The sequence below is a fragment of the Priestia sp. BR_2 genome, from assembly GCF_041954005.1.
GTDB lineage: Bacteria > Bacillota > Bacilli > Paenibacillales > Paenibacillaceae > Paenibacillus_AQ > Paenibacillus_AQ lautus_A.
This window is the reverse complement of sequence record NZ_JAVFHM010000294.1, coordinates 86,240-107,877: the sequence shown is the minus strand read 5'-3', so window position 1 is coordinate 107,877 and position 21,638 is coordinate 86,240. Positions and strand designations below refer to the sequence as shown.

Genomic DNA, 21,638 nt, shown 5'->3' with positions numbered 1-21,638 from the left:
TCGATTCGTCTCGTCATCCAATATTGAAATAACGTTGTTATAAGGATTACTGATTGGTATTTTGATTCTCAGTTGGGTAAACAAAAGATCTCCGATGAAAAATCCCAACGAGTTCCATAAATAGAGCGAAACAGCGCCGAGTACAATAATCAAAGCGCCGGAAAACGCATTGCAGGCCACTTCGATGCTTGATAGCAATGGAGAACAAGGAGTTTCCTTGCGTAAGCAGCTTCTTATCAAGGATTTTGGGAAGCGCCGACATTTGAGTCGGATAAAAACACATGTTCAGCGTCGTTAGTATCGGCGTAATGGCAAGCACTAAACCGACCGTCAAAAAGCCGAAATAATGCGCCACAGGCACAATGAGCAGCAGCAGGGCCTAAAGAGAGCTGGGTATATACCAGCAGCCCCCGCAGCGGAACACGGTCGATCATGGGACCGGAAAACAATTGAATGATCATTCTTTGTTAATATTACACGCATCATCCAACCCGGAAGCCTTTTGAAAGGTCGCTGCGCGAATCATGCGGCTTATGCAGCAGTTCATCGGCGCGGACGCATTCATACCCTTGGATATGGACCGTGTCAATCACTTCCTCAAGGCTTGCGATCATTCTGCTTGGGGCATCAGGCTCCGCCCCCCAAGTATCTCCGCTGTCATGCAGCAAAATAATCGAGCCAGGCTCAAGCTGATCCAAGATCCGTTCTTTGAGCGGTATGTTCTTGCTCCCCTTGCCCCAATCCCACCCCATGATCGACCACAGCACGATCCGGTATTTTCGCAAAGCAAATAAATCGCCTAAATTCAAAATCCCCCATGGAGGACGATAAAATGCCGGGCGCTCGCCCGTGATTCGTTCGATGATATCGGCAGACCGGTGGACATGCTTATTCCGTATATGGCGCGGACTCATTAGCCAATTGGGAAGATGGGAATAGTTGTGAATCCCGATTTGATGCCCTTCCATGTGGATGCGTTTCATAAGCTCCGGGTATCGCTCCGCTTTGCTGCCCAGTACAAAAAAGGTCACTTTGATCCTTTTTTTCTTGAGAAGATCCAGCAGTTTAGGAGTATGCAGCGGGTCTGGGCCATCATCAAAGGTAAAAGCGATCTGCCGGCCACGCCGGCCGCGCAGGGTTACCCCAAATCCCCAGATCCGTGTGATAACATATGGAATGATCATATAGATAAAGACAAACATCAGCAGCAGATTCAGCATCACCATACTCATGCCGTTTCCTTAGAATAACGCAAAAGCAATGATTTTCTGGTCAGCATCAGCATTTTGGGCACAAGCTTGGGAGCATTTTTCTTCGTGCGTTCCCGGCCCACCGGATGCAGCACCTTGAGTAAAAGCCGCAAATAATAAGTAGAGAACACGCGAAACCCCTTGGATTCCAGCGGATGCAGCTCAAAACCGAGCCCGTGAATAATACCGCGGTGCAGCAGCGTTATTCCAGTCAAAGCTTTGACCTGCGCAAGCTCCGGTTCCGTCTCCATCGCCTCGCTAATTTGCGTGATCGATCTCCGCAGCATTCTTGCGGTCAAAAGTGCGGCCCGGTCAGCCCCCAGCTCTTTGGAAAGCTCCAATACCTGCCGGTTGTCCAAATGGAGTTCACCGACCCAATCCCCCGAATAAATCCACTCTCCGTCCTGGCACTTCAGGTTTTTTCCATGATGCCGGCGGATGACCAGCTTGCAAATCCCGTATCTTTTTAGTCCGGCGCTGCGCAGTTTCGTGATTTGATCAAAAACCGCTTCCCAAGCCATCCATACCGACTGAGCGCTTGCCTTCGTAATAGTAGCTAACATGTTCATTATCGGTCACATCTTTCCTTTTCATTTTTGAATCGGTCTTCTGCAGTTAGACCTCGCCTTTATTCCCTAGTTAGATGGCGGAAAACCAAAAACCCATGCCATTATATTAAAAAATGATTCTATCTTTTCCCTTTCTTGTTTCTTAATGTTTTCTTAAGTTTTAATACTGGGAATATGTACTGAAGTCTGGCGGAAAATACGCGCACCAACAAAGGCATCATGCCCAGCCTGATCGCTTTTTTATCCGAGATGGATATGCACTGCAAAAGGCCGAAGCTAAGCCAGGCCGAATTCCCCGGAGTTGAACACCAAATTCATGTAGGTATCTCCGTAAAAAAGCACCCTTCTTGCAGGCGAAGCTGCCGATAAGAAGAGTGCTTTTTTAGTTAAGCTACGTCCGTCTTATCTACGTTACGGAACGAGAGATAAGCAATCAGGAGACCGATAACTCCCAAGATCAACGGTATCGTTATATTTGTGCTAAGCGAAAGACCCTGGGTGTTGTTGCTGACTAAGACCACGATAATGATCGAGGATACGATCGTTGTCGGTACGGATTTTTTTCGCATCCCGAAGAATAAAGGAATGAGGCTGAGGCACGCTGCTGACAATGTTTGGATCAACAATTGGATCCCCGTATGCAGTAGTACGCCGGCCTCCAGTTTTCCCGGAATAAACTGAAAATGACTGTTCAGAGCCAGAATGGATATACAGATAATAAGAGTCGAGATGAGCATCGCTCCAAACGTAAGAGCCAGAGCCAGCAGCATTTTCGCCATGATCAGTTTTTTACGCTCGACCGGGTACGTAAACAATAAGCTGATCGTTTTATTTTTGTATTCCTCAATAATAAATCTGCTTAGCAAGACTGAAGCAAACACGATAAATACCGCACGGCAAAGTAGCCCCGCTATCGATAACGCATCGGCGAAACTCGCGAAAGCAGGACCTCCGCCACTCTCCGTGTAGGCTATATCGGCGACACTCCCGAATGCAGGATCTCCGCCCCCCTCCGTGTAGGCTATAAGAAGCATGAAACCGGCGCATAGGATCGTTGCAATAACCGCCCCTCTATAAAACCAGGCTAACTTCTGCTTTTTCATCTCCATGCGGATCAGCTTAAGCATACTGCTCACCTCCGCTAATCTGATGCATAAAATACTCCTCGAGCGAAGTATGCTTATGGTTTATCGATTCAATCGCCACATCATTCAGTACCAGCGCCTTGGTCAATTCCTGCTGCGTAAATTTGGACTCGTAAATGCGTATGGCTGAATCACCGACGATTTTGAAATTGCTGACTTTCAGCTGATTTTCCAGTACAAATACAGCTTGTTTGCATTGTGGGGTCACAATTTCGATATAATCTGTGTTTTCGCTGCGCATCTCATCCATAGACACTTCGCGGATAAATTTGCCGCCCTGAAGAATGCCGATCGTATCTGCAACTTGTTCGATCTCACCCAGCAAATGGCTGGAGACTAGCAGCGTCATCCGGTACTCCTTGCTCAACATGCTCAGCAAACTTCTAAAATCCTTAATTCCGACCGGATCAAGTCCATTGATTGGTTCATCCAGAATGAGCAGCTCGGGTTTGGTTATAATGGCGCGGGCCATGCCCAGGCGCTGCTTCATGCCAAGCGAAAATTCGGATACCGATTTGCCCTGGATGGAAGTTAGATTAACCATCTCAAGCGCTTCTTTAATTGCATGTTTGTTATAATAACCCATATATTCCGCATGCATTTCCAGATTTTCAATCGCCGTCATTTTATCGTAAAAAATCGGATACTCGATGATGCTGCCAATGCGTTTAAACATTTCAACCGATGAAGGCGTAAGCTTCTCTCCGAATATTTCAATTTCACCGCTGGTTGGTTTGACCAGATTCAGCATCATTTTCATTAGCGTTGTTTTACCGGCTCCGTTTGGACCGAGCAGTCCGTAAATCTGCCCCTGCTTGATATTCATACTGACGTCAGAGACAACATCTTTGCCTTTATAGGTTTTGCTGACATGGCGGGTACTGATGACATAACTCATTTATATTTGCCCCTCTCACTTATCTCTTGATCATAGTATAACCGCCAACATTTTCATATTTCTTGCGCAATTCTTACGAATCTCTTAAGTGTAGAAAGCGACTCGAAACAATCATATCACATGGAATAAAAAAAGACCGATTCACTCACAACCCGTCAGATTAATGTGCCGACACGTTCGTTTAAGAGATTTCTCATGGTCTCCCAATACGGTGGGATCGTTCCCAAGAACGAGAATCAAACAGAAAACCCTCTGACGCCAGCCATTGTAGCGTGACATCAGAGGGTTATTTCAGCTTCGTAAGAATCGATCCCGTCTCCTACGCTACTTTCGCTTTTTGTCTAGCACTAATATGATGTTAAGAAGCCGCGCTACGATAGCTTCTTTAACGAGATCGTGAAAACGGTCCGTTCATACGGCTTGCTTGCGACGCGAATTTCCCCGCCCATCAGCTCGATCAGTCTTTTCGTAATCGTCAGACCCAAACCGCTGCCCTGGAATCTTTTATTCCTTGAATCCTCCAGCGTATACATCCGCTCGAAAATAAGCTCTTGATCCCGTTCATGAATACCTTTGCCTTTGTCCCAAATGTCGATAAGCACCCGGCCCTGCTCATCCCGCAGCTTCATGCCGATCACCTTGCCCTGTGAACCATAACGGATCGCATTGCTCAGCACATTGTTAAATGCGCGGTTTAGTCCTTCTTCATTGCCCCATGCATAAAGCGGCGTTTCCGGAATATCGATGTCAGCCTGCAACCCTTCGGATTCGATTAGATCATAAAACATCAGCATGCTGTTTCTGGAAATTTCATTGATATGTATGCGGGTCAGGGGCATCTCCTTATCCCCCGATTCCAGCTTGGCCAGGTCAAAAAAACGGTTGATCAACTCTACGATCTCTACAGTCTTCGTATGCACCTTATCCAGTAGCCGCTCCCTTTCCTCCATTGGCAAGTCGGCCTTCTGGTTCAACGTTTCGATATAACCGAGCACCACGGTAAGCGGCGTCTTCAAATCATGCGATATGTTTGCCAACATCCGGCGCATCGCGATTTCTGTACGCATAAATCCTGTCTCGGACTGCCTGGTTTGCAAAAGCAAGTGATTGATGGCAATCAACAGTCTACGATATCCTGGATCCTCCGTAAAAAGCAGTAGTTGCTCCTGCGAGGACGAATCCTCAATCGTATTCAGTTTATCGATGATGTAGCCGAGCTGCTTAGCTCTTTTTTTCCGAACCATCCACTGCATCACATTCAGCAACGCCAACATGATCACAACAATCAGCAGAACGGCAACCACTAAAATTCCCCCAAACGGTAGCCGATGCCCCACAGCGTTTTGATGTACTGCGGATCGGAGGGCTGATCTTCAATTTTGTCGCGCAAACGGCTCATATGCACATTAATGACATTTTCATCGCCGAAATAGTCGTCATTCCAGACGGATGTGAAAATGTGCTGCTTGGTGAATACCTTTTTCGGATTCGTCATAAACAGCTTTAAGATTTGCAGTTCTTTGGCCGTCAGCTTGATCTCCTGGCCGTTTTTGGTCACGGTCAAATGATCCAGATCCATCTCTAGTTCATGGACCCGGATGATTTTATTTTGCTCAGTTGGGGGTCCTATTACATAAGCCGTCACGCGGCGGATAGCGGCCTTCACTCTCGCCGTCAGCTCAATCATCGAAAAAGGTTTCGTAATATAGTCATCCGCGCCAAAACCAAGGCCGAGCGCCTTGTCCACTTCCCCATCCTTTGCGGATACGATCAGTACCGGCACATGGCTTTTCTCCCTGATTTTTTTAAGAAAATCCATACCGCTGATCTTGGGCAGCATCATATCCAGCAGTACGAGGTCATAATCTCGCTTCGCAAACCGCTCGAGCGCCTCCTCTCCGTCTTTGGCAAGCACCACCTGAAAACCTTCCATCGTCAAATAGCTCTCTACCATCTCGCCAATCGAGCTGTCATCCTCTACAAGAAGTATGTTCGAAGCCACGTCATTCACGCCTTTCTTTTTACGTCCATAACTCTAATATACTGGAAACAACGGCCCCAAGGTATATTCAGATTCATCTTCAAATAACCGCTCAAACTAAAATAACCCCACAAACTGATCTGTTGCAGCCTTGCGTACCGCCGAGTGTCGCATGAAGCACGTGTACAAAAATACAAATCGAAGGCTGCATGACCCGCATCTTTTAAATGTGAGGGATGCACAATGGACGCTATTTTAGAACGTTGTTGCGGTCTGGACGTTCATCAAGCTACGGTTGTTGCTTGTGTTTTAACCGGCCCCTTTGAATCAAAAGTCGAATCAAGCAGTTAAAACGTTTGGAACGACTACAAACGAACTGTATCAGCTGCGGGATTGGCTTCAGTCTCACCAGGTTTCCCATGTTGCCATGGAAAGCACCGGGGTACTGTGGATTCCCGTGTGGAACATTCTGAAGGGGAGTTTCCAGCTTGTTCGCCCTTAATGACCGGACTGGTGCGTCTTCGGTAGATCCTGCGCATGCGCGCTGCCGGATAAATTGAGCAGCACAACGCCCGCGATGATCAGCAGAATCGAGAATACCTTGAGCCCGTTGATCTGCTCCGCAAAGAACATGTAACCGATCAGCGTAATGATCATGATGCCGAGTCCCGACCAGATCGCGTAAGCCACGGATATTTCAATCTGCTTCAGGCTCAATGTCAGGAAGCTCAAGCTGCAAATATAGAACACGACCAGCAGCACGCTTGGCAGCGGTTTGCTGAATCCTTCCGACAGCTTCATGTTCAGCGTGCCCGCCACCTCGAACAGAATAGCCAAACTTAGATAGACCCAATGCATAATCTCATGACCCCTTCCGTTTCTCAGCGGCAATGCCGAACAATAAAATATCCATGACGGACTGCAGCAGCTCCCCCAGCGGCAGTTGATGCTTCACCGTCGCCCTCGAATCGTAAATCTGATGGAGCGACCCAAGGTACAGGTCGATGAACAGCGGCATATGAATCCGTTTGATGCTGCCATCGGCCATGCCCTGCTCCATGAGCTCGGTGACAATGCCCCATTCTTCCCGGAAAAAGGTGTCCAGCTTCTCCCACTGCGGATAATGCGACCGCTTCAGATCCGGCAGCATCCCCAAATCCATCTTCTCCATCTCCTGAGGCAGGCAGATCAGGATCTGATGGATTTTCTCCAGAACGGTAAGCGTCTCGTCCGCCGCAATTTCGCGTTCGCGCTGCTGGATGTGACGAATCATCCCGTCAATGATATGCTCAACGATTTCTTCCTTGGATGAAAAATGCTCATAAATCGTCCGTTTGCTAATCGCAAGGCCGCGGGCCAGATCACTGACCGTAAACGTAAACCCCTGCCGCTGAATCAAACGGATCGTTTCATTTAATATTCGCTCGCGCAAGTGACCAAACCCTCTTTCTGGTACTGAAAATACTTTATTGGTACCATTAGTATTATAACGCCTCAATCAGCATAAAATCCAGACCCTCTGGAGTTATCAACAAAAAAAGAGCCTGCTTACAAGCCGTAAGCAGGCCCTTGTCCGGAGAACAACGGTTTAATCAAACCGCACGTCGCCAATGCCGAACCAAGGAAAATATCCGGCCGCAATATAGGCGCAGCAGGCGGCGGCTGCCAGTAAACCGACGACCAGAAGATCGTAGCGGGAATATCGTGACGGGTAATAATACGTTCGGGCCTTCGCCCGGTCCCCGTCAAATTGCTTCGCCTCCATCGCAGCAGCCACCCGGTGTGCCCGGCGGATGCTTTGCGCCAGCAGCGGCACCACATACATGCCTGCACGGTTCACCATGCCGCGAACTCCCCGAATCGGGCGGACTCCCCGTACCTTCAAAGCCTGGCGGCGGATCACATATTCCTCCCAGACCATCGGCAGCAGCCGGATCGAGGCCATGAAGCTGTACGCATACTTCGGCGCCAGCCTCAGCTTCTGCATCAGGCTGTAGAACAAATCCACCGAGGACGTTGTCGTCACGAGCAGCAGCCCTTCTGACGCAAAGGCAATCCCCTTAAAGCCCAGATGCAGTCCCCGATAGAAGCTTTCTTCCGATACCCGGAACAATCCCCATTCCCACCAGATCGTCTCCCCCTTACCGAACAGCATCATGGAAGAGGCGGACGATATGAAGGCAAGCAGGAACGGAATGAAAAACAGCAGCATCTTCCACGGCTTCACCCCGCTGAGCACCACGAGGCAAATCATAAAGATAAAGGCCTGATACATGACGAAATCAAGATCATGGGTCAGCACCGTCATAAAAAACAGCGCACAGATCAGTCCCAGCTTCACCACCGGATCCGCCCGGTGCAGCCAAGTGATCCGCACAGGATTCCATATATTCATGCATTCACCCCCGTATGGAGATGACCGGATGCAGCCAGCGTATCCCGCGACGCATCGGCGTGATTCGCATTGCCCGTCTCCCGTCCGGATTCCGTCCCGCTACACCAGCGCGGGGAAGGCAAACTTGACGTCAACCGCCCTTCCCGAATCTCCCAGATGTGCGTGGCCGCCCGCTGCGCGATCTCCATTTCATGGGTCACCATGAGAATGGCGGTTCCGGAGCGGCGCAGCCGTTCGCACATCTCCAGAATCGCGAACGTGTTCCGCGCATCCTGTCCGAAGGTCGGTTCATCCAGGAGCAGGACGGCCGGCTGCCTTGCCATGGCCGTGGCAACGCTCAGCCGGCGCTTCTGGCCTGTCGACAGCTGGTACGGGTGCCTGTTATCCATGCCGTCCAGCCCAAAGCGTTCCATGCAGCGGTCGGCCCGTGCCTTCGCTTCTTCCGGCGGCATATGGTCCACCAGCAGCGAGTACATCACCTCATCGCCGATACGTTCCGTCAGAAACTGAAGCTCCGGATTCTGAAACACGAATCCGATTTGGCGCAGCTGCCGCTCTCTCTTCTTCCGCACTTTCCTGCGCTTGCCCTGGATGACCTCCTCCCCGCAGAGCACATAGGTCCCTTCGGCGCGCAGGAGCCCCATCAAACTGAGCAGCAACGAGCTTTTGCCTGCGCCGTTGGGCCCGATCACCGCAATGAAATCTCCGGGATATACCTCAGCCGAAGGAAGAGAGACGACCGGTTTCTCCCATCGCAATCCCCGGAAATCATCTAACCGAATGACAGGCTCCCCAAGGTGGGCATACGATGAGTCTGCCTCAGGCATGAGACTTCCCAGCTCATCGCCTGGCGCGTCTACCGGAGCAAACAGCTCCCGTCCTGCCCGAGACTCCGCATAATCCTCCCAAACGCCGGGATACCAGATGCCATACGCCTGAAGCTCGCTCGCATATTCGGCGAATATCGCTGCCGGCGGACCATCGCCCAGAATGGCGCCATCCGGGGTGAACAGCACCACGCGGTCCACGTATTGGGCCATTTCTTCAATCCGGTGCTCCACGATAATCAGCGTACGCCCTTCCGATACGGCCTTCACCGCTGACCAGATTTGCTCCCTGCCTTCCGGGTCGAGCAGGGCGGACGGCTCATCGAGGAACAGCACCTCCGGCTCCAGCAGAAGGGCCGAAGCCAGCGCAAGCCTCTGCTTCATCCCCTGCGACAGATGACCGATCGGCATATGCAGCTCCTGAAGGTCAAGCCCAACCTCATGCAGGACGGCTTGCATTCGCTCCTTCATCTCGTCGCGGGGAACGCTGAGGTTCTCCAGCACGAAGGCCAGCTCTTCATCCACGTACGGCATGCAGAACTGGGTATCCGGATCTTGGAATACATATCCCCAAGAGCGAGGCACCAGCTGGGCTTCGCATTTCATCGGCACCTCCGTGGCGCGGGGAATCATCCCGCTAAGCACCTGAAGCAGCGTGGATTTGCCGCAGCCGCTCGGACCGAGCAGCAGCACCTTTTCCCCGCGGGCAGCCGAGAAGGACAAGTCCTTAAACATCAAACGCTCCTCGCCCGGATACTTCAGGCGCAATCCCTCCACATGCACGGCCTGCTCCGTAACCGCCTCGGCGGTTGAAGACGAAACCAAGCGGGCGGCGGTTTTAGACATGGCGCGGATCATCCAGTGCTTCATAATCCTTCTTGGACGCAGGGCGCAGCAGGGATGTGACGCCCGTACGGTCCAACGCTTTGGCCAGCAGCAGCATGAGCAAGCCGGCAATGACGGCGCCGCTGAGAATCCGCATGCCATACTTGGCGAGGAACATCCAGGTCTGAAGATCATCGGTATAACTGTAATAGAAGTCCATCACCATCGAGCCGACCGCCGCGCCGGCCCCGGCAATCGCCACCGTCCACGCCGAGGTGCTCCGGTAACGGAACGCCGCGAATACCAATTCCGCGCCCAGCCCTTGAATGAGACCGTACAGCAGCAGCGTCAGTCCCCAGCCGCTCCCGAACAGCACTTCCACGTGGGCCGCCGCCACCTCCGCGATGATGGCCACTCCCGGCTTGCGGATCAGCAGGTAAGCGAGCGTGGCCGCTGCGAACCACATGCCGTATAACAGTTCATCCGCTTCGAAGAACAGCGGTTTCAGCAGATTGTAAACCGATCCCCAGAAATGATAAATGACGCCAAGCACCAGCGATACCAGCACCGTCACCAAAATATCGCTTAAACGCAGCCCTTTTCTAGGCTGTACCCCCAATTTTTCCTGCACTGACGTTCCCATAACAACACATTCCCCTCTCCACCGATATTTTTGTATAAACACAACAAAAAACCGTCTGGAAAAACGCGCAGACGGAAAAATAGGCCCTATGTAGGCAGGGTCGGATATTCTCTACGCTGGCATTACCCAGTTCAGATTAACGGTCAACAGCGGATAGCAGCTGCAATCTCAGCCTGATTCACTCAAGCCCCCGTATTCCCTATTCGGTTTCATGTTAATCTTAAAATACACATTCGTTCCCCAATTAGCAAGAACCTTTTTTCAAAAATGGCTATTTATTGATTTCCGGCTCATTCTATGTCAATATCAGAGTGATTGGCTTTTCCACCAACGTTTTATTGCCGACACCTATGCACAAAGGAGAATGACATGGCTAAACAATTGCTGCGTCTGATGACCGAGCTGTCCTCCCGCAAGTGGCTGTCCCGCATCATGGGGCATTGTTCCCACAGCCGGCTGAGCCGTCATCTAATACCTGCATTTATACGAATCTACCAAATCCCGGCGCATGAAGCGGAGAAGGAGATCCACGAATACCGTTCGTTGAACGAATTCTTTTCCCGCCGGTTAAAAATAGGCCTGCGCGCCATAGACGACACCGCCGATGCCATGGTAAGCCCCGTCGATGCCACGATTTCGGCGATGTGCGCCGTCAACGCCGGCACCATCCTCAGCGTCAAGGGACAGGATTATACCCTGAGCGAGCTGCTCGCCAAGTCACCGAGAATGGAGAATTATATCAACGGTTATGCATTCGTATTGTATTTAAGCCCAACCGACTATCATCGCATACATTCCCCGGTAACCGGCATTCAAGCGGAAAGCGAGCATTTGAAGGGCCGGGTATACCCCGTGAACGATTTTGCGATGACCCATATCCGAAACGTGCTCAGCCGCAACGAGCGCCTCATTACCTATATTGCCCATGAATTCGGCGAAGTTGCGGTCGTGAAGGTCGGAGCCATGAACGTAAGCAGCATCCGTTATGCCGACGAGAGCGTGAAGAAATACGACATTGGCGACGAACTTGCGTACTTTGAATTCGGCTCTACCGTCGTGCTCTTGACGGAGAACGGCACATTTACACCCCGCGGTGACTTGGAACCGGGCTCCAAGGTGAAGATGGGAGAACTGCTCGGTTTGCTGCACCCTTCCACAGCCCGAAAAGGGTAATTCCTTTCACCTTCCAAGCATGCGCTATAAGTTAAGTCCATGAAACATTCGACGGATGAAGGATTACCGCCTGCTCAGCAGCCGGTAAATGATCCGCTGAAACAGCCGATCCGGCAGCAGTCCCTTGATCCGCGCGGTCAGCCGCGTGCCTCGGGGCAGCGTATAGCGGAACTTCGGTTTGGTCATGGACGATATGCTTGCCACAAGACGGGCTACCTCCTGCGGATCTCCGCTTTCCCTGGCCGTCCGCTCGGAATAGTCCAGCACGCCCTTCAGCAGACCGCTGTAGGGTGATCCTTCCTTGACCGCCAGCTCCCCAAAACTCTTATTCCAGATCGGCGTGCCGTAGGCACCGGGCTGGACCAGCACGACATCGATGCCAAAGGGCATCACCTCCATGGACAGGCTCTCGCCGAACCCCTCCAACGCAAATTTGGACGCCGCATAGGGACCATAACCCGGAAAGCCGACCCTGCCGCTAATGCTGCTCATGAGAACGATTTTGGACCGTCCGGTCTTGCGCAGCAGCGGGAGCATATGCTGCGTCACCGATACGGTCCCGAAGAAATTCGTCTCCATCTGCTTTCGCCAGCCCCCCAGCGGCACTTCCTCCACCATGCCGCCCACCGCCTCGCCGGCGTTGTTCACCAGCACGTCCAAGCGGCCGAACTTCTGCTCCAGCGCCGAAGCAGCAGCCTTGACCTGCTCCTCGGCACATATATCCAGTCGGAAGATGTGAATACGCCCGGTAACTTCTGCTTGTTCAGCCTGAGCCAGCAGCTCTGCTGCCGCCTCAGGTCTGCGAAGACCCGCGGCCACGTCATAACCTGCTTTTGCCAGCTCCAGACTGATCAGCAGTCCGAACCCGCTTGACGCGCCCGTGACCAGCGCAACCTTCCCTGCTCCCGCCGTTACCACCGGATCACCGCCGGCTCCGTCGATGCCACTCTCTCCTTCACACGCGTCACCCTTCCTATATCCAAAATGCCTAATCTGTTTCGAGCTTTGCTCTTAAGCGTTTTATGTATATTCCCAATATATCAAATGTTTGCAATGCAGTCCGAGTCCTGACCTATAAAATTAATCCCAATAAAAAAGGGAGCTTGTCAGCTCCCTTTTGCGTGTTTCCAGCGAAATGCGTATATGATAACGGGATTCACCCGTATGTAGGCCAAGGTCCTTTAAAACCAAACGTCCTGATGATTCGGATTCGTTGTCTTCATGCGGCGCAAGCGATTTCTGAAAATACCGCAGCCGCCACGACTGAAGAAACGTCCACGCACCCGTCTTCTTGGGCTCATTCCCCTCTCCCCCCTTCATAAGAAAAACGTCTATCGACGTACTTGCATAGAAGACAGACCGCATTTAACGGAAGTTTTTCTTGCGATATCAGGAAGGCTCTTGCTTCGAATTTATACTTTCTGATATCTTAAAATGAAACTGTACGTCGTTTTTACCCTAAATCGCTTGCTATGAAACCCATAGGCCCCTTCCACCAAGCAGGTAAGTTATGGAAGGGCGGGGAATCACCGAATTTCGGATGGGCTCTTGCCCGTATACTGCTTAAATTGTCGGCTGAAGAAGAAAATATCCCGATAACCCAGCGCGTCGGCCACTTCCGTTACGTTCATCCCTTGATGCAGCAGCAGATGCTGCGCCCGCTCGATCCGCATCTGAATGATATAGGATTGCACCGGCGTGCCGATCAGCTCCTTGAACTTGATCGAGAAGTAGCGGGGAGACAACCCCGCTCTGGCCGCCAAATCCTCGACCCGATGGGGAACCCCTGGGTGCTGGCGGACGTAATTCGCGATTTCATGGATCGCCTCGGACAGCTGATTGCTTGCTTTTTTGACCACCGGCGCATCCAGATCCGAGCGCAGCAAATGAATCATCAGCTGCTTCAGAATGAGCTGGCCCTCTTCCAGTGAACCATAGGGCTTGTCCAGATACAAACGCACATAGCGTGCAAGCAAATATTCGAAATCCATCGTTTCCGTCAGCTTGCGATAAGATGCCGGAATCTCTTCGACCGGGTCGGTCACGTCAAAATGGATATATGTCAATACGAGCGGCTTCTGCGGATTGTGCGTCGCGCTCGTATGATCTCCGGGTCGGAACAGGAAGCAGCTTCCCTTTCCCACGGTAAAGGGCTCGTCATTTAGCTCGACCGTGCCTTCGCCGCTCCATACATAGAACAAATCGTAGTTCTGCATGGGCCTTTCGCGTTTTTGCCATTTCCAGCCCGGCTCGCAAACGATTTTGGCAAGCGCAGGCATGATTATAAACGAAGACGGCGATGCATTCAGCATCTCGTCATAACCCCCTCATCTCATTCAAAAATTGACCTCTTTCCCATCATACCCGTTTTTTATGTTTTTTGCATGTCCCGCCATGCCTGCGCCATCCGGGCAACCCCTTCTTCGATGCTGGAGATGCCGAGATGCGAGAAGCCGAAGCAGGCGGCAGGCGGCCCGGGCGTACGATGATAGGCCGCCGCATCCCGAAACATGACGCCGCGCTTGCGGGCAGCCTCCTGGAACAGGGCATACTCTTCCGCGGAGCGCAGCCAGTTCGCGTAAACGTGCAGGCCGGCATCGCCGGGGTGAAGGCGAAACAAGCCCGAGGCATGGGTTTCCATCCCATGGCGAAGCGCCTCATACCGCGCGCCGTACAGCCGGGTCATTCTTCTGAGATGCCTCCCGTAACCTCCCCTTACAATAAAGCGGGCCAAGGCGCGCTGCTCCAATACGGCTGGCGAGATCGGCTCGTACAGGGCCTTGGCCTGAACGACCGCCTGAACCAGGCTCGGGGGAAGCACGGCATAACCGATGCGGAGGCCGGTGAACATCGTTTTGGAGAATGAGCCGACAAAGATGACGCGTCCCTCGTCGTCCAGCATTTTCAGAGGTTCGATCGGCTTGCCGCCCCAGCGGAATTCGCTGTCGTAATCATCCTCGATAATAAAGGCCTGGCGGCTTCGCGCCCAATTCAGCAGCGCCCTTCTTCGCTCCAGCGGCAGCACCGCGCCGGTCGGGTATTGACGGCTGGGGCTTACGACAAGCAGGCCGGCATCCCATTCGCACGGAATCAATCCGGCATCGTCGACAGGGGACGGCAGCGGAATCCCTCCGCTCAAGCTTATGCCCCGGTGGATTCCCTGATAACCCGGATCCTCCATCACCACGTGATCGCCGGGATCAACCAACAGCTGGAACATCAGGACAAGCCCCTGCATGGAACCGCTGAAAACCACGATATGCTCGGGATCCGCCTGTATGCCCCGCGTGAACCGAAGGTGTCCGGCTATCGCCCGGCGCAGTTCGATATCCCCTTCCGGGGGCGCTCCGTTCTGCAGCTCGGCTCCCCCGCTTCCGCCTGCATAGGATAACGCGCTCCGCCACTCCGAATAAGGGAAATCCTCCATGGGCATCCTCGCATTCGCGAAAGAGATCGTACCCGGGGGAGGCTCCTTTAGCAGCAGCTGTGCCGAGACATATTCCCCGCTTTGGCTCATCAGTCGCTGCCCCCAAGCGGAGAGCGCCGGCGCCCGCTCGGCCAATGGCGGCTGGCCTGCCGTGGCAGCTATTCCCTCGGCCACGTATGTTCCGCTGCCCTGCCGGGATACGACATAGCCCTCGGCCATCAGCATGTCATAACACTGCGCGGCCGATCCCCTGGACACCCCGTAGAGCCTGGCCAGCTCGCGGGTTGCGGGAAGCCTCGTCCCTTCCGGCAGCTTGCCGCTATGAATCGCGGCGCGAATCGCGTGGTACAGAGCCAAATATTTATATCGATATTGTTCCACATAGGTCTCGAACGGCAATCCAAGCTCCATGGCGATATCTCCTCTATTTTGGGATTACGATCAAATTGGACTATACTAATTACTCTAAATTGGCGCTTTTTCCTTGTCAATGAACATCGTATGCTGTTATTCAAAATGATAGGGGGAGCATGTAACCATGAGAAGAGACGAATTTGCGATGGAGGATCCCCAAGAGATCGAGGACTTCCTTCGCGGGATGAGCTTTGGTTTCCTTGGAACAGCCGATGAAGAGGGAATCCCGCGTGTAACGCCTTTGAATTTTGCCTATGTCAACGGAGCGTTCTATTTTCACGGCAGCCGGATGGGTGAGAAAATGGACCATCTCCGCCGGACGCCCGCCGTATGCTTCACCATTGCGGATGAGTATGCCCTCATCCCTTCCTATTTCTCCGACCCCGAGATGGCATGCCCGGCCACGGCCTATTTCAAAAGCGTAACGGCTATCGGCGAGGCCGTGATCGTGGACAATCTGGAGGAAAAGGCGCTTGCGATGGAGGCGCTGATGCAAAAGCTGCAGCCTGAAGGCGGATACCGCGCCATCGACGCGAACGACCGGTCTTACACCTCCAGGCTGAAAGGGGTAGCCGTCATCCGGCTGACTCCGCAGCGAATGAGCGCCAAGTTCAAGTTCGGCCAGAACCTGAAGCCCGATCGGCTCCAAGCCGTCGTCGAAGGCCTGGAATGCCGCGGCAAGAATCGGGACGAGGAGACGGCAGGACTGATTTGCAAGTATCACCCTGGACCGCGTTAAAGCATTACATTTATCCGTGACGGTTCCTGGGGTAGGTGGTATAATGTTAGGCAATGAAAACGTAAAGGCAACTTGTCACCTGCTCTTACCTTAACCAAAAGTATTCGGAAGGAAGGAATCAGTTCATGAACCCATTGGTTGGTCAATTGAATGGAAAAATGCAAGCTGGCAATCCGCATGTGTACGACATGCTCTCCACACTCGGCAGGGAAATCTACTTCCCGAAGGAAGGCATCCTGAGCCAATCCGCGGAAGCGACGAGCCATGCGAAAAAATATAACGCTACGATCGGCATTGCAACCGAGGGCGGAATCCCGATGCATCTGGGCGTCATCCAAGACAAACTTTCGGCATACCAGCCGAAAGATCTGTACCCGTATGCCCCTCCGGCCGGCAAGCCGGAGCTTCGCTCCGTATGGCGGAACAAGATGATTCAGGAGAATCCTTCGCTTGAAGGCAAGAGCTTCAGCAATCCGATCGTCACGAATGCGCTGACGCATGGACTTAGCATCGTAGCCGATTTGTTCGTGGATGAAGGGGATGCCGTCATTTATCCCGACAAAAACTGGGAAAATTACGAACTGACCTTCGGCATTCGCCGCCATGGCATTCATGTAACCTATCCTCTCTTCACGGACGATATGAAATTTAACGCCGACGGACTTCGTCAGGCTCTGCTGAGCCAGAAGGATAAAGGCAAAGCCGTCGTTCTGCTGAACTTCCCGAACAACCCGACGGGTTACACGCCCGGCGCGGAAGAAGGTGCGGCCATCGTGTCCACGATTCAGGAAGCTGCCGAGGCCGGCATGAACGTTGTCGTCGTAACGGATGATGCGTATTTCGGCTTGTTCTTTGAAGATTCTCTGAAGGAATCGCTCTTCGGACGCCTGGCGGGCCTTCATCCTCGCGTGCTTCCCGTGAAAGTCGACGGTGCTACGAAGGAAGAATTCGTATGGGGATTCCGGGTCGGCTTCATTACGTATGCGGCTGAAGACAAAGACGTGCTGGACGCTCTGGAGCAGAAAACGCTCGGCATTATCCGCGCAACGATATCCAGTGCCTCCCACCCTTCGCAGACCTTTGTTCTGGAGGCGCTGAAATCGCCGGAATTCCACGAGCAGAAGGAAGAGAAATTCGTCATCATGAAGGGCCGAGCCAACAAAGTGAAGTCCATCCTCGACAGCGGCAAATATGGCGATGTTTGGGAGTACTATCCGTTCAACTCCGGCTACTTCATGTGCCTTAAGCTGAACACGGTAAACGCCGAGGAGCTCCGCTCCCATCTCATTCATGAGTATGGCGTAGGAACCATCGCCCTTGGCGAGCATGACCTCCGGATCGCCTTCTCCTGTATTGACGAGGAGTATTTGGAGGATCTGTTCGACCTGGTCTACAAAGGGATTCAGGATCTGCAGAAGGCTTGATGATCCATGCATCCGAATATATAAACGTTTAGGTAAAATAAAGACCGGGAATTCTTTTCCCCGGTCTTTATTTTTTCTTCTGCCATATCTAAACGCTCGCCCATACACATAGACCAATAGCTACATACAATACCGTGTACTATAAATCAACGAACCGAAAGGGGAATGAACATGGGTGCAGTTGAAGAAGTAAGACACGGTGGATACGGCGGATACGGCGGTGGATATGGAGTCGGAGCAATCCTGGTTCTCTTTATCCTGCTCGTTATCATCACTCGTTCTTTCTGGGTGTAATGACAATCAGATAACAGCTATACTAGAAATCGCAGGTCGCCACACGACGCACTGCGATTTCTGCAGCCAACCCTAACCCATACGATAATCACCGATAGAAGGCCGGGACGCTAACGTCCCGGCCTCTTCCCTTTTTATTCTATTCGTCGTCATCGTCTTCGCGCCGGCTCTTTCGGGCAGCGGCGCTTCGGAACAGGAACACAATCGCGATGCCTGCAGCCATCGTACCGAGTATCCGCCCTGGCGCGCTAAGGATGCCCGGAACGAGCGGAAGCCACAGCAGTACGGCCCAGAACAGCTGTACCTGGAAGATCAGCTTGCCTTCATTGTCGCGGCGAGTTCCTTCCGGAAGCGGATAGACGTGCAGCCAGAACGATTCCGGATGCAGCTTGCGCAGCGCAGACAATTGGAGCCCGACAATCATCAGGCTGATCAGATATACAAGCGCCGATACCAGGCTGTCCCGGGTGGCCCATACGATAAAGGCTCCAAGCAGTCCGACACGGATCAGAATGCCCAGAATATCGCTGCGTGTCAGGCTCTTGATAAGAAGAAAGCGATAGGCGCTCTCCTTCTTCCACGCCAATCCTTTCCCCCATCCGGACAGCCATTTCCGCGCATGGACGCGCTGCTCTCGCTGAGGCACATTCACGAACCAGCTCAGCACCATCATAACCCGGCTTGCCTGCCGCTGCTCAACGGCGATTAATCGCTCCCAGGCGACCAAGTGTTTGACGGGAACAGATAACGCGGCAACATACGTGAGGCCGAGCAGCGCCATGAACAGGAGGGCACGGCCCGTTGGATGCCATAGCCAGGCAGCCAGGCTCAGTGCCGGAACGATCCAGCGGAGTGCCCGATAGGCCGCTGCCGCGTTCCGTGACACCATAAGCTGCTCCTTCCAGCTGCCATAGCTGGACAGCAGCTTGAACACGGTCAGGACAGCAAACGTAGCCAGCAGCGTCTTTGGCGAAACATCGCTGCGTATGTATAGAGGCCATAGAATGAGCAGGACCAATCCCAAGCCGATGATTTTATATATGACTCCGCTAAACCATGCTTTGCGGAAATATTCCTTCATTCGGGATTCCTGCGGAATGAGGAACACCGTATCCGCCGTGCGCAGATATGTGCGAATGCTGCTGTTGATCATGAGGGGCGCAAGGAAAATCAGCATGATCCAGCGTATCGGCAGATCTGGCGGAACTTGCTGCAGAAGTGCGGTATACCATGCCGCGAATGCAATCAGCAGGAACAGGAATACGACGGCGACGCCGCTCTGTATGACATAACCCAGATAGGGAAGGATTTCACCCCAGAACTGCCCGCGTCGTTTGACATACAGCTCACGCAGATTCATTCGCCCTTACCGTCCTGAATCAGCACATTGAACAGCTCTTCCAGGGACATGCCCGGTCTTCCCGCTTGATCCTGTATTTCCTTCAGCGTCCCCTGAGCAATGATGCTGCCGCGGTGCAGCACGATGAACCGGTCGCAATAATTCTCGATCGTCGAGAGAATATGGGAGCTTAGCAATACGGATGCGCCGGATGCTTTCAATTCCAGCATAAAGTCAAGCAGCGAGCGGATCCCGAGCGGATCAAGCCCAAGGAAGGGCTCGTCGATGATGTACAGCGACGGTCTCGCGACGAACGCGCACATGATCATCACTTTTTGGCGCATGCCCTTGGACAAATGCGTGGACAGGCTGTCCATCTTTTCTTCCATTCGGAACATCTTCGACAGCTGCGCCGAGCGCGTCTCATAATCCTCGCGGGACACGCCGTAGGAACGAGCCGTAAATTCCAAATGCTCGCGCACCGTCATCTCCTCATACAGCAGCGGGGATTCGGGAACGAAAGCCAAGGCGCTGTGATACGCTTCCGAATGCTCCGAGCGGCTCTTCCCCTGGACCTGGATGATCCCCTTTTGCGGATTCATCAGACCGAGGATATGCTTCATCGTCGTACTCTTGCCCGCGCCGTTCAGGCCGATCAAACCTACCATTTCCCCCGGTTCCACCTGAAAGGTTACGTCATGCAGAACCGGTCGGTTTATGCTATATCCGCCGCTTAATCCTTGAACAGACAATACCGGCTGTTCGCTCATTATCGATCACCTCTTATTCTGAAAAGAGTCCAATCCACACGGATGATGACCTTACCGAATCCGCATAAATCGGACCCAAAAAACAACATCATTGCTGCAAGCCCCTACGCTCGCGGAGGCCGCAGCTTTAGCCCCGTGGAGGCTTGTTCTTCAACCATTTCGGAGCGCCCTTGTTCTTGCGGTCACGCTCCCGTTCACTTTGACGCTCGCCCGATGCCTTGCCGTTTCCGGACTTGCCATTGACGCTGATGGAAGCGGGCTTTCGGGCAGGCTTGTCTTTTCGGGCAGCTCCCGCAGCCGACCCGCGGGGACCTTGACCCCGATCGGTCGGAGCGGAACGCGGGGTTCTTACCTTGCCGCCATACAGGGCGCGTTCTTCGATCGATATGCCCAGCTCGCGATTGAACTTGCGCATGATGAACGTTTGACGGTCCGTGACAAGCGTAATCGCCATGCCGCTCCGCCCCATGCGTCCCGTGCGGCCTGCGCGGTGCGTGTAATGCTCGGCATCAATCGGCGGATCGTAATTGATCACCATGCCGAGCCCTTCGATATCGAGCCCCCGGGCGGCGACATCGCTAGCCACCAGAAGCTTGGTGCGCCCTTCTCTAAACGCGTTCAAAACCCGGCTCCGGGTCATCTTGTCGGCGTCCCCGTACAGGGCAGCTGCGTTTAATCCAAGGTAATTCAGCTTCGCCTCCACCTCTGCCAAATCCTCGGTGGCATTGACGAACACGATCGCACGGTCGGGATTGTAATGCCGAACCACGCGGCGCAGCATGTCCAGCTTGTCGCGCTCTTCCGAGACGAAATAATAATGCTCCAGCGCGGACGGCGTCCGACGCTCCGGATCGATCCCGATTTCAACGGGCTGATCCATCTCCTTCTTCACGAGCTCGGCCGTCTCCGGACTCACCGTTGCGGATAAGAATACCAATTGACGGTCGCGCAAGGCACTGCGCAGGATGCGATCCACATCGCCGGCGCCGCCCAGATTAAACACCTGGTCCACCTCGTCCACCACGATCGTGGTCACTTGGTGCATTTTCAGCTTCCGGATTTCGATCAGTTCCCGCACGCGTCCAGGCGTTCCCACGATCAGCTGCGGATGCAGCCGCAGCTTCTCAATCTGACGCTTGGCCGCGGCACCGCCGATCAGGCCGAGCACGCCGATTCCGCGGGCTTCCCCGTAGCGCTCGCTCTCTCTCACAATCTGAACGGCGAGCTCCTGCGTTGGAGCGAGAATCAGTTTCTGGGCTCCCTTGATCTCCGGATCGATGCCCTGAAGAACGGGCAGCAAATAAGCAAGCGTCTTTCCCGTGCCCGTCTGGGAAGTCGCCAGCACGTCCTTGCCTTCGAGTATGGGAGGAATCGCCTCAGCCTGAACGGGAGAAGGCGTGACAATGCCGAACTCCGCCAATCGGGAGGACAAATCCTCCGCTATTCCTAATGTATGAAATGTAGTTCCAGTCATATGTTAGTCCATCCTTTTTTTAGATATCAGAAGTCTATGGTTCCAAAGCGC

21 protein-coding genes and 1 riboswitch are annotated in these 21,638 nt (G+C 53.1%); of the genes, 4 read left to right on the top strand and 17 right to left on the bottom strand.

Annotated elements, in window-relative coordinates:
- Positions 1 to 482: 482 nt before the first annotated feature.
- From RB298_RS24190 to RB298_RS24140, 11 genes are all read right to left on the bottom strand, one after another.
- On the bottom strand, positions 483 to 1,232 hold the full coding sequence (locus tag RB298_RS24190) for a polysaccharide deacetylase family protein (RefSeq protein WP_375121931.1): 750 nt from the start codon (positions 1,230 to 1,232) through the stop codon (positions 483 to 485).
- The gene (locus tag RB298_RS24185) at positions 1,229 to 1,819 is read right to left on the bottom strand and encodes a YkoP family protein (RefSeq protein WP_096776609.1); all 591 of its coding nucleotides are present in this window, start codon (positions 1,817 to 1,819) and stop codon (positions 1,229 to 1,231) included. Before RB298_RS24185 ends, RB298_RS24190 begins: the two co-directional genes overlap by 4 nt.
- Positions 1,820 to 2,205: 386 nt before the next feature.
- A complete protein-coding gene (locus RB298_RS24180) occupies positions 2,206 to 2,946 on the bottom strand; it encodes an ABC transporter permease (RefSeq protein ID WP_486048932.1) in 741 nt (246 codons plus the stop codon).
- Positions 2,939 to 3,862 (bottom strand): ABC transporter ATP-binding protein, encoded by a 924-nt coding sequence (locus tag RB298_RS24175; protein ID WP_096776611.1) that lies wholly within the window; start codon positions 3,860 to 3,862, stop codon positions 2,939 to 2,941. Before RB298_RS24175 ends, RB298_RS24180 begins: the two co-directional genes overlap by 8 nt.
- 371 nt (positions 3,863 to 4,233) lie before the next feature.
- Complete coding sequence (locus RB298_RS24170) at positions 4,234 to 5,166, bottom strand: sensor histidine kinase (RefSeq protein WP_486048930.1); 933 nt, start codon at positions 5,164 to 5,166, stop codon at positions 4,234 to 4,236.
- Positions 5,166 to 5,864, bottom strand: a complete 699-nt coding sequence (locus RB298_RS24165) for a response regulator transcription factor (RefSeq protein ID WP_486048928.1) — start codon at positions 5,862 to 5,864, stop codon at positions 5,166 to 5,168. Before RB298_RS24165 ends, RB298_RS24170 begins: the two co-directional genes overlap by 1 nt.
- Before the next feature lie 477 nt (positions 5,865 to 6,341).
- Complete coding sequence (locus RB298_RS24160; protein WP_486048926.1) at positions 6,342 to 6,701, bottom strand: DMT family transporter; 360 nt, start codon at positions 6,699 to 6,701, stop codon at positions 6,342 to 6,344.
- 4 nt (positions 6,702 to 6,705) lie between these two features.
- Positions 6,706 to 7,275, bottom strand: coding sequence for a TetR/AcrR family transcriptional regulator (locus tag RB298_RS24155; protein WP_486048925.1), 570 nt, complete (start codon positions 7,273 to 7,275; stop codon positions 6,706 to 6,708).
- Positions 7,276 to 7,431: 156 nt separating this feature from the next.
- Positions 7,432 to 8,238 (bottom strand): energy-coupling factor transporter transmembrane component T family protein, encoded by an 807-nt coding sequence (locus RB298_RS24150; RefSeq protein WP_486048923.1) that lies wholly within the window; start codon positions 8,236 to 8,238, stop codon positions 7,432 to 7,434.
- A complete protein-coding gene (locus tag RB298_RS24145) occupies positions 8,235 to 9,911 on the bottom strand; it encodes an ABC transporter ATP-binding protein (RefSeq protein ID WP_486048921.1) in 1,677 nt (558 codons plus the stop codon). The genes RB298_RS24150 and RB298_RS24145 overlap by 4 nt, the downstream gene beginning before the upstream one ends.
- Entirely contained in the window at positions 9,904 to 10,533 is a 630-nt protein-coding gene (locus tag RB298_RS24140) for an ECF transporter S component (RefSeq protein ID WP_015737384.1), read from the bottom strand. The genes RB298_RS24145 and RB298_RS24140 overlap by 8 nt, the downstream gene beginning before the upstream one ends.
- 91 nt (positions 10,534 to 10,624) lie before the next feature.
- Positions 10,625 to 10,737, bottom strand: a riboswitch (TPP riboswitch).
- A gap of 165 nt (positions 10,738 to 10,902) precedes the next feature.
- Here RB298_RS24140 and asd point away from each other — a divergent pair.
- Positions 10,903 to 11,706: an archaetidylserine decarboxylase gene (asd, locus tag RB298_RS24135; RefSeq protein WP_015737385.1), complete on the top strand. Its 804-nt coding sequence runs from the start codon at positions 10,903 to 10,905 to the stop codon at positions 11,704 to 11,706.
- A 63-nt stretch (positions 11,707 to 11,769) separates the two neighbouring features.
- Here the strand turns inward: asd and RB298_RS24130 are convergent, their stop codons facing one another.
- The 3 genes from RB298_RS24130 to pdxR form a co-directional block, all read right to left on the bottom strand.
- Positions 11,770 to 12,624: an SDR family oxidoreductase gene (locus RB298_RS24130; RefSeq protein ID WP_486048919.1), complete on the bottom strand. Its 855-nt coding sequence runs from the start codon at positions 12,622 to 12,624 to the stop codon at positions 11,770 to 11,772.
- A gap of 608 nt (positions 12,625 to 13,232) precedes the next feature.
- Positions 13,233 to 14,018 carry a helix-turn-helix domain-containing protein gene (locus tag RB298_RS24125; protein WP_009594561.1) on the bottom strand — a complete coding sequence of 262 codons (786 nt, stop codon included), beginning with the start codon at positions 14,016 to 14,018 and terminating at the stop codon, positions 13,233 to 13,235.
- 59 nt (positions 14,019 to 14,077) lie between these two features.
- Entirely contained in the window at positions 14,078 to 15,544 is a 1,467-nt protein-coding gene (gene pdxR / locus RB298_RS24120) for a MocR-like pyridoxine biosynthesis transcription factor PdxR (RefSeq protein WP_486048917.1), read from the bottom strand.
- 127 nt (positions 15,545 to 15,671) lie between these two features.
- Between pdxR and RB298_RS24115 the strand changes: the two genes are divergently transcribed.
- The 3 genes from RB298_RS24115 to RB298_RS24105 all read left to right on the top strand — a co-directional run bounded on the left by RB298_RS24115 (position 15,672) and on the right by RB298_RS24105 (position 18,004).
- Positions 15,672 to 16,286, top strand: a complete 615-nt coding sequence (locus RB298_RS24115) for a pyridoxamine 5'-phosphate oxidase family protein (RefSeq protein WP_486048915.1) — start codon at positions 15,672 to 15,674, stop codon at positions 16,284 to 16,286.
- 125 nt (positions 16,287 to 16,411) lie between these two features.
- On the top strand, positions 16,412 to 17,710 hold the full coding sequence (locus RB298_RS24110; protein WP_486048913.1) for an aminotransferase class I/II-fold pyridoxal phosphate-dependent enzyme: 1,299 nt from the start codon (positions 16,412 to 16,414) through the stop codon (positions 17,708 to 17,710).
- Positions 17,711 to 17,881: 171 nt separating this feature from the next.
- A complete protein-coding gene (locus RB298_RS24105) occupies positions 17,882 to 18,004 on the top strand; it encodes a hypothetical protein (RefSeq protein WP_009592125.1) in 123 nt (40 codons plus the stop codon).
- Between the two features lie 139 nt (positions 18,005 to 18,143).
- On the opposite strand, the gene RB298_RS24100 is transcribed toward RB298_RS24105, so the two are convergent.
- The 3 genes from RB298_RS24100 to RB298_RS24090 all read right to left on the bottom strand — a co-directional run bounded on the left by RB298_RS24100 (position 18,144) and on the right by RB298_RS24090 (position 21,587).
- Positions 18,144 to 19,364, bottom strand: coding sequence for an ABC transporter permease (locus RB298_RS24100; protein WP_251498567.1), 1,221 nt, complete (start codon positions 19,362 to 19,364; stop codon positions 18,144 to 18,146).
- Positions 19,361 to 20,113, bottom strand: a complete 753-nt coding sequence (locus tag RB298_RS24095; RefSeq protein ID WP_015737390.1) for an ABC transporter ATP-binding protein — start codon at positions 20,111 to 20,113, stop codon at positions 19,361 to 19,363. The genes RB298_RS24100 and RB298_RS24095 overlap by 4 nt, the downstream gene beginning before the upstream one ends.
- A 127-nt stretch (positions 20,114 to 20,240) precedes the next feature.
- Complete coding sequence (locus tag RB298_RS24090) at positions 20,241 to 21,587, bottom strand: DEAD/DEAH box helicase (protein ID WP_009592124.1); 1,347 nt, start codon at positions 21,585 to 21,587, stop codon at positions 20,241 to 20,243.
- Between the last annotated feature and the right edge of the window lie 51 nt (positions 21,588 to 21,638).

What these genes read in the sequence shown, in the direction of transcription:
- pdxR (WP_486048917.1), bottom strand. Translation starts at nt 15,544, where the DNA reads ATGGAGCTTGGATTGCCGTTCGAGACCTATGTGGAACAATATCGATAT.
- RB298_RS24140 (WP_015737384.1), bottom strand. Translation starts at nt 10,533, where the DNA reads ATGGGAACGTCAGTGCAGGAAAAATTGGGGGTACAGCCTAGAAAAGGG.
- RB298_RS24095 (WP_015737390.1), bottom strand. Translation starts at nt 20,113, where the DNA reads ATGAGCGAACAGCCGGTATTGTCTGTTCAAGGATTAAGCGGCGGATAT.
- RB298_RS24180 (WP_486048932.1), bottom strand. Translation starts at nt 2,946, where the DNA reads ATGCTTAAGCTGATCCGCATGGAGATGAAAAAGCAGAAGTTAGCCTGG.
- asd (WP_015737385.1), top strand. Translation starts at nt 10,903, where the DNA reads ATGGCTAAACAATTGCTGCGTCTGATGACCGAGCTGTCCTCCCGCAAG.
- RB298_RS24105 (WP_009592125.1), top strand. Translation starts at nt 17,882, where the DNA reads ATGGGTGCAGTTGAAGAAGTAAGACACGGTGGATACGGCGGATACGGC.
- RB298_RS24100 (WP_251498567.1), bottom strand. Translation starts at nt 19,364, where the DNA reads ATGAATCTGCGTGAGCTGTATGTCAAACGACGCGGGCAGTTCTGGGGT.
- RB298_RS24175 (WP_096776611.1), bottom strand. Translation starts at nt 3,862, where the DNA reads ATGAGTTATGTCATCAGTACCCGCCATGTCAGCAAAACCTATAAAGGC.
- RB298_RS24185 (WP_096776609.1), bottom strand. Translation starts at nt 1,819, where the DNA reads ATGAACATGTTAGCTACTATTACGAAGGCAAGCGCTCAGTCGGTATGG.
- RB298_RS24125 (WP_009594561.1), bottom strand. Translation starts at nt 14,018, where the DNA reads ATGCTGAATGCATCGCCGTCTTCGTTTATAATCATGCCTGCGCTTGCC.
- RB298_RS24190 (WP_375121931.1), bottom strand. Translation starts at nt 1,232, where the DNA reads ATGAGTATGGTGATGCTGAATCTGCTGCTGATGTTTGTCTTTATCTAT.
- RB298_RS24160 (WP_486048926.1), bottom strand. Translation starts at nt 6,701, where the DNA reads ATGCATTGGGTCTATCTAAGTTTGGCTATTCTGTTCGAGGTGGCGGGC.
- RB298_RS24145 (WP_486048921.1), bottom strand. Translation starts at nt 9,911, where the DNA reads ATGTCTAAAACCGCCGCCCGCTTGGTTTCGTCTTCAACCGCCGAGGCG.
- RB298_RS24115 (WP_486048915.1), top strand. Translation starts at nt 15,672, where the DNA reads ATGAGAAGAGACGAATTTGCGATGGAGGATCCCCAAGAGATCGAGGAC.
- RB298_RS24150 (WP_486048923.1), bottom strand. Translation starts at nt 8,238, where the DNA reads ATGAATATATGGAATCCTGTGCGGATCACTTGGCTGCACCGGGCGGAT.
- RB298_RS24110 (WP_486048913.1), top strand. Translation starts at nt 16,412, where the DNA reads ATGAACCCATTGGTTGGTCAATTGAATGGAAAAATGCAAGCTGGCAAT.
- RB298_RS24090 (WP_009592124.1), bottom strand. Translation starts at nt 21,587, where the DNA reads ATGACTGGAACTACATTTCATACATTAGGAATAGCGGAGGATTTGTCC.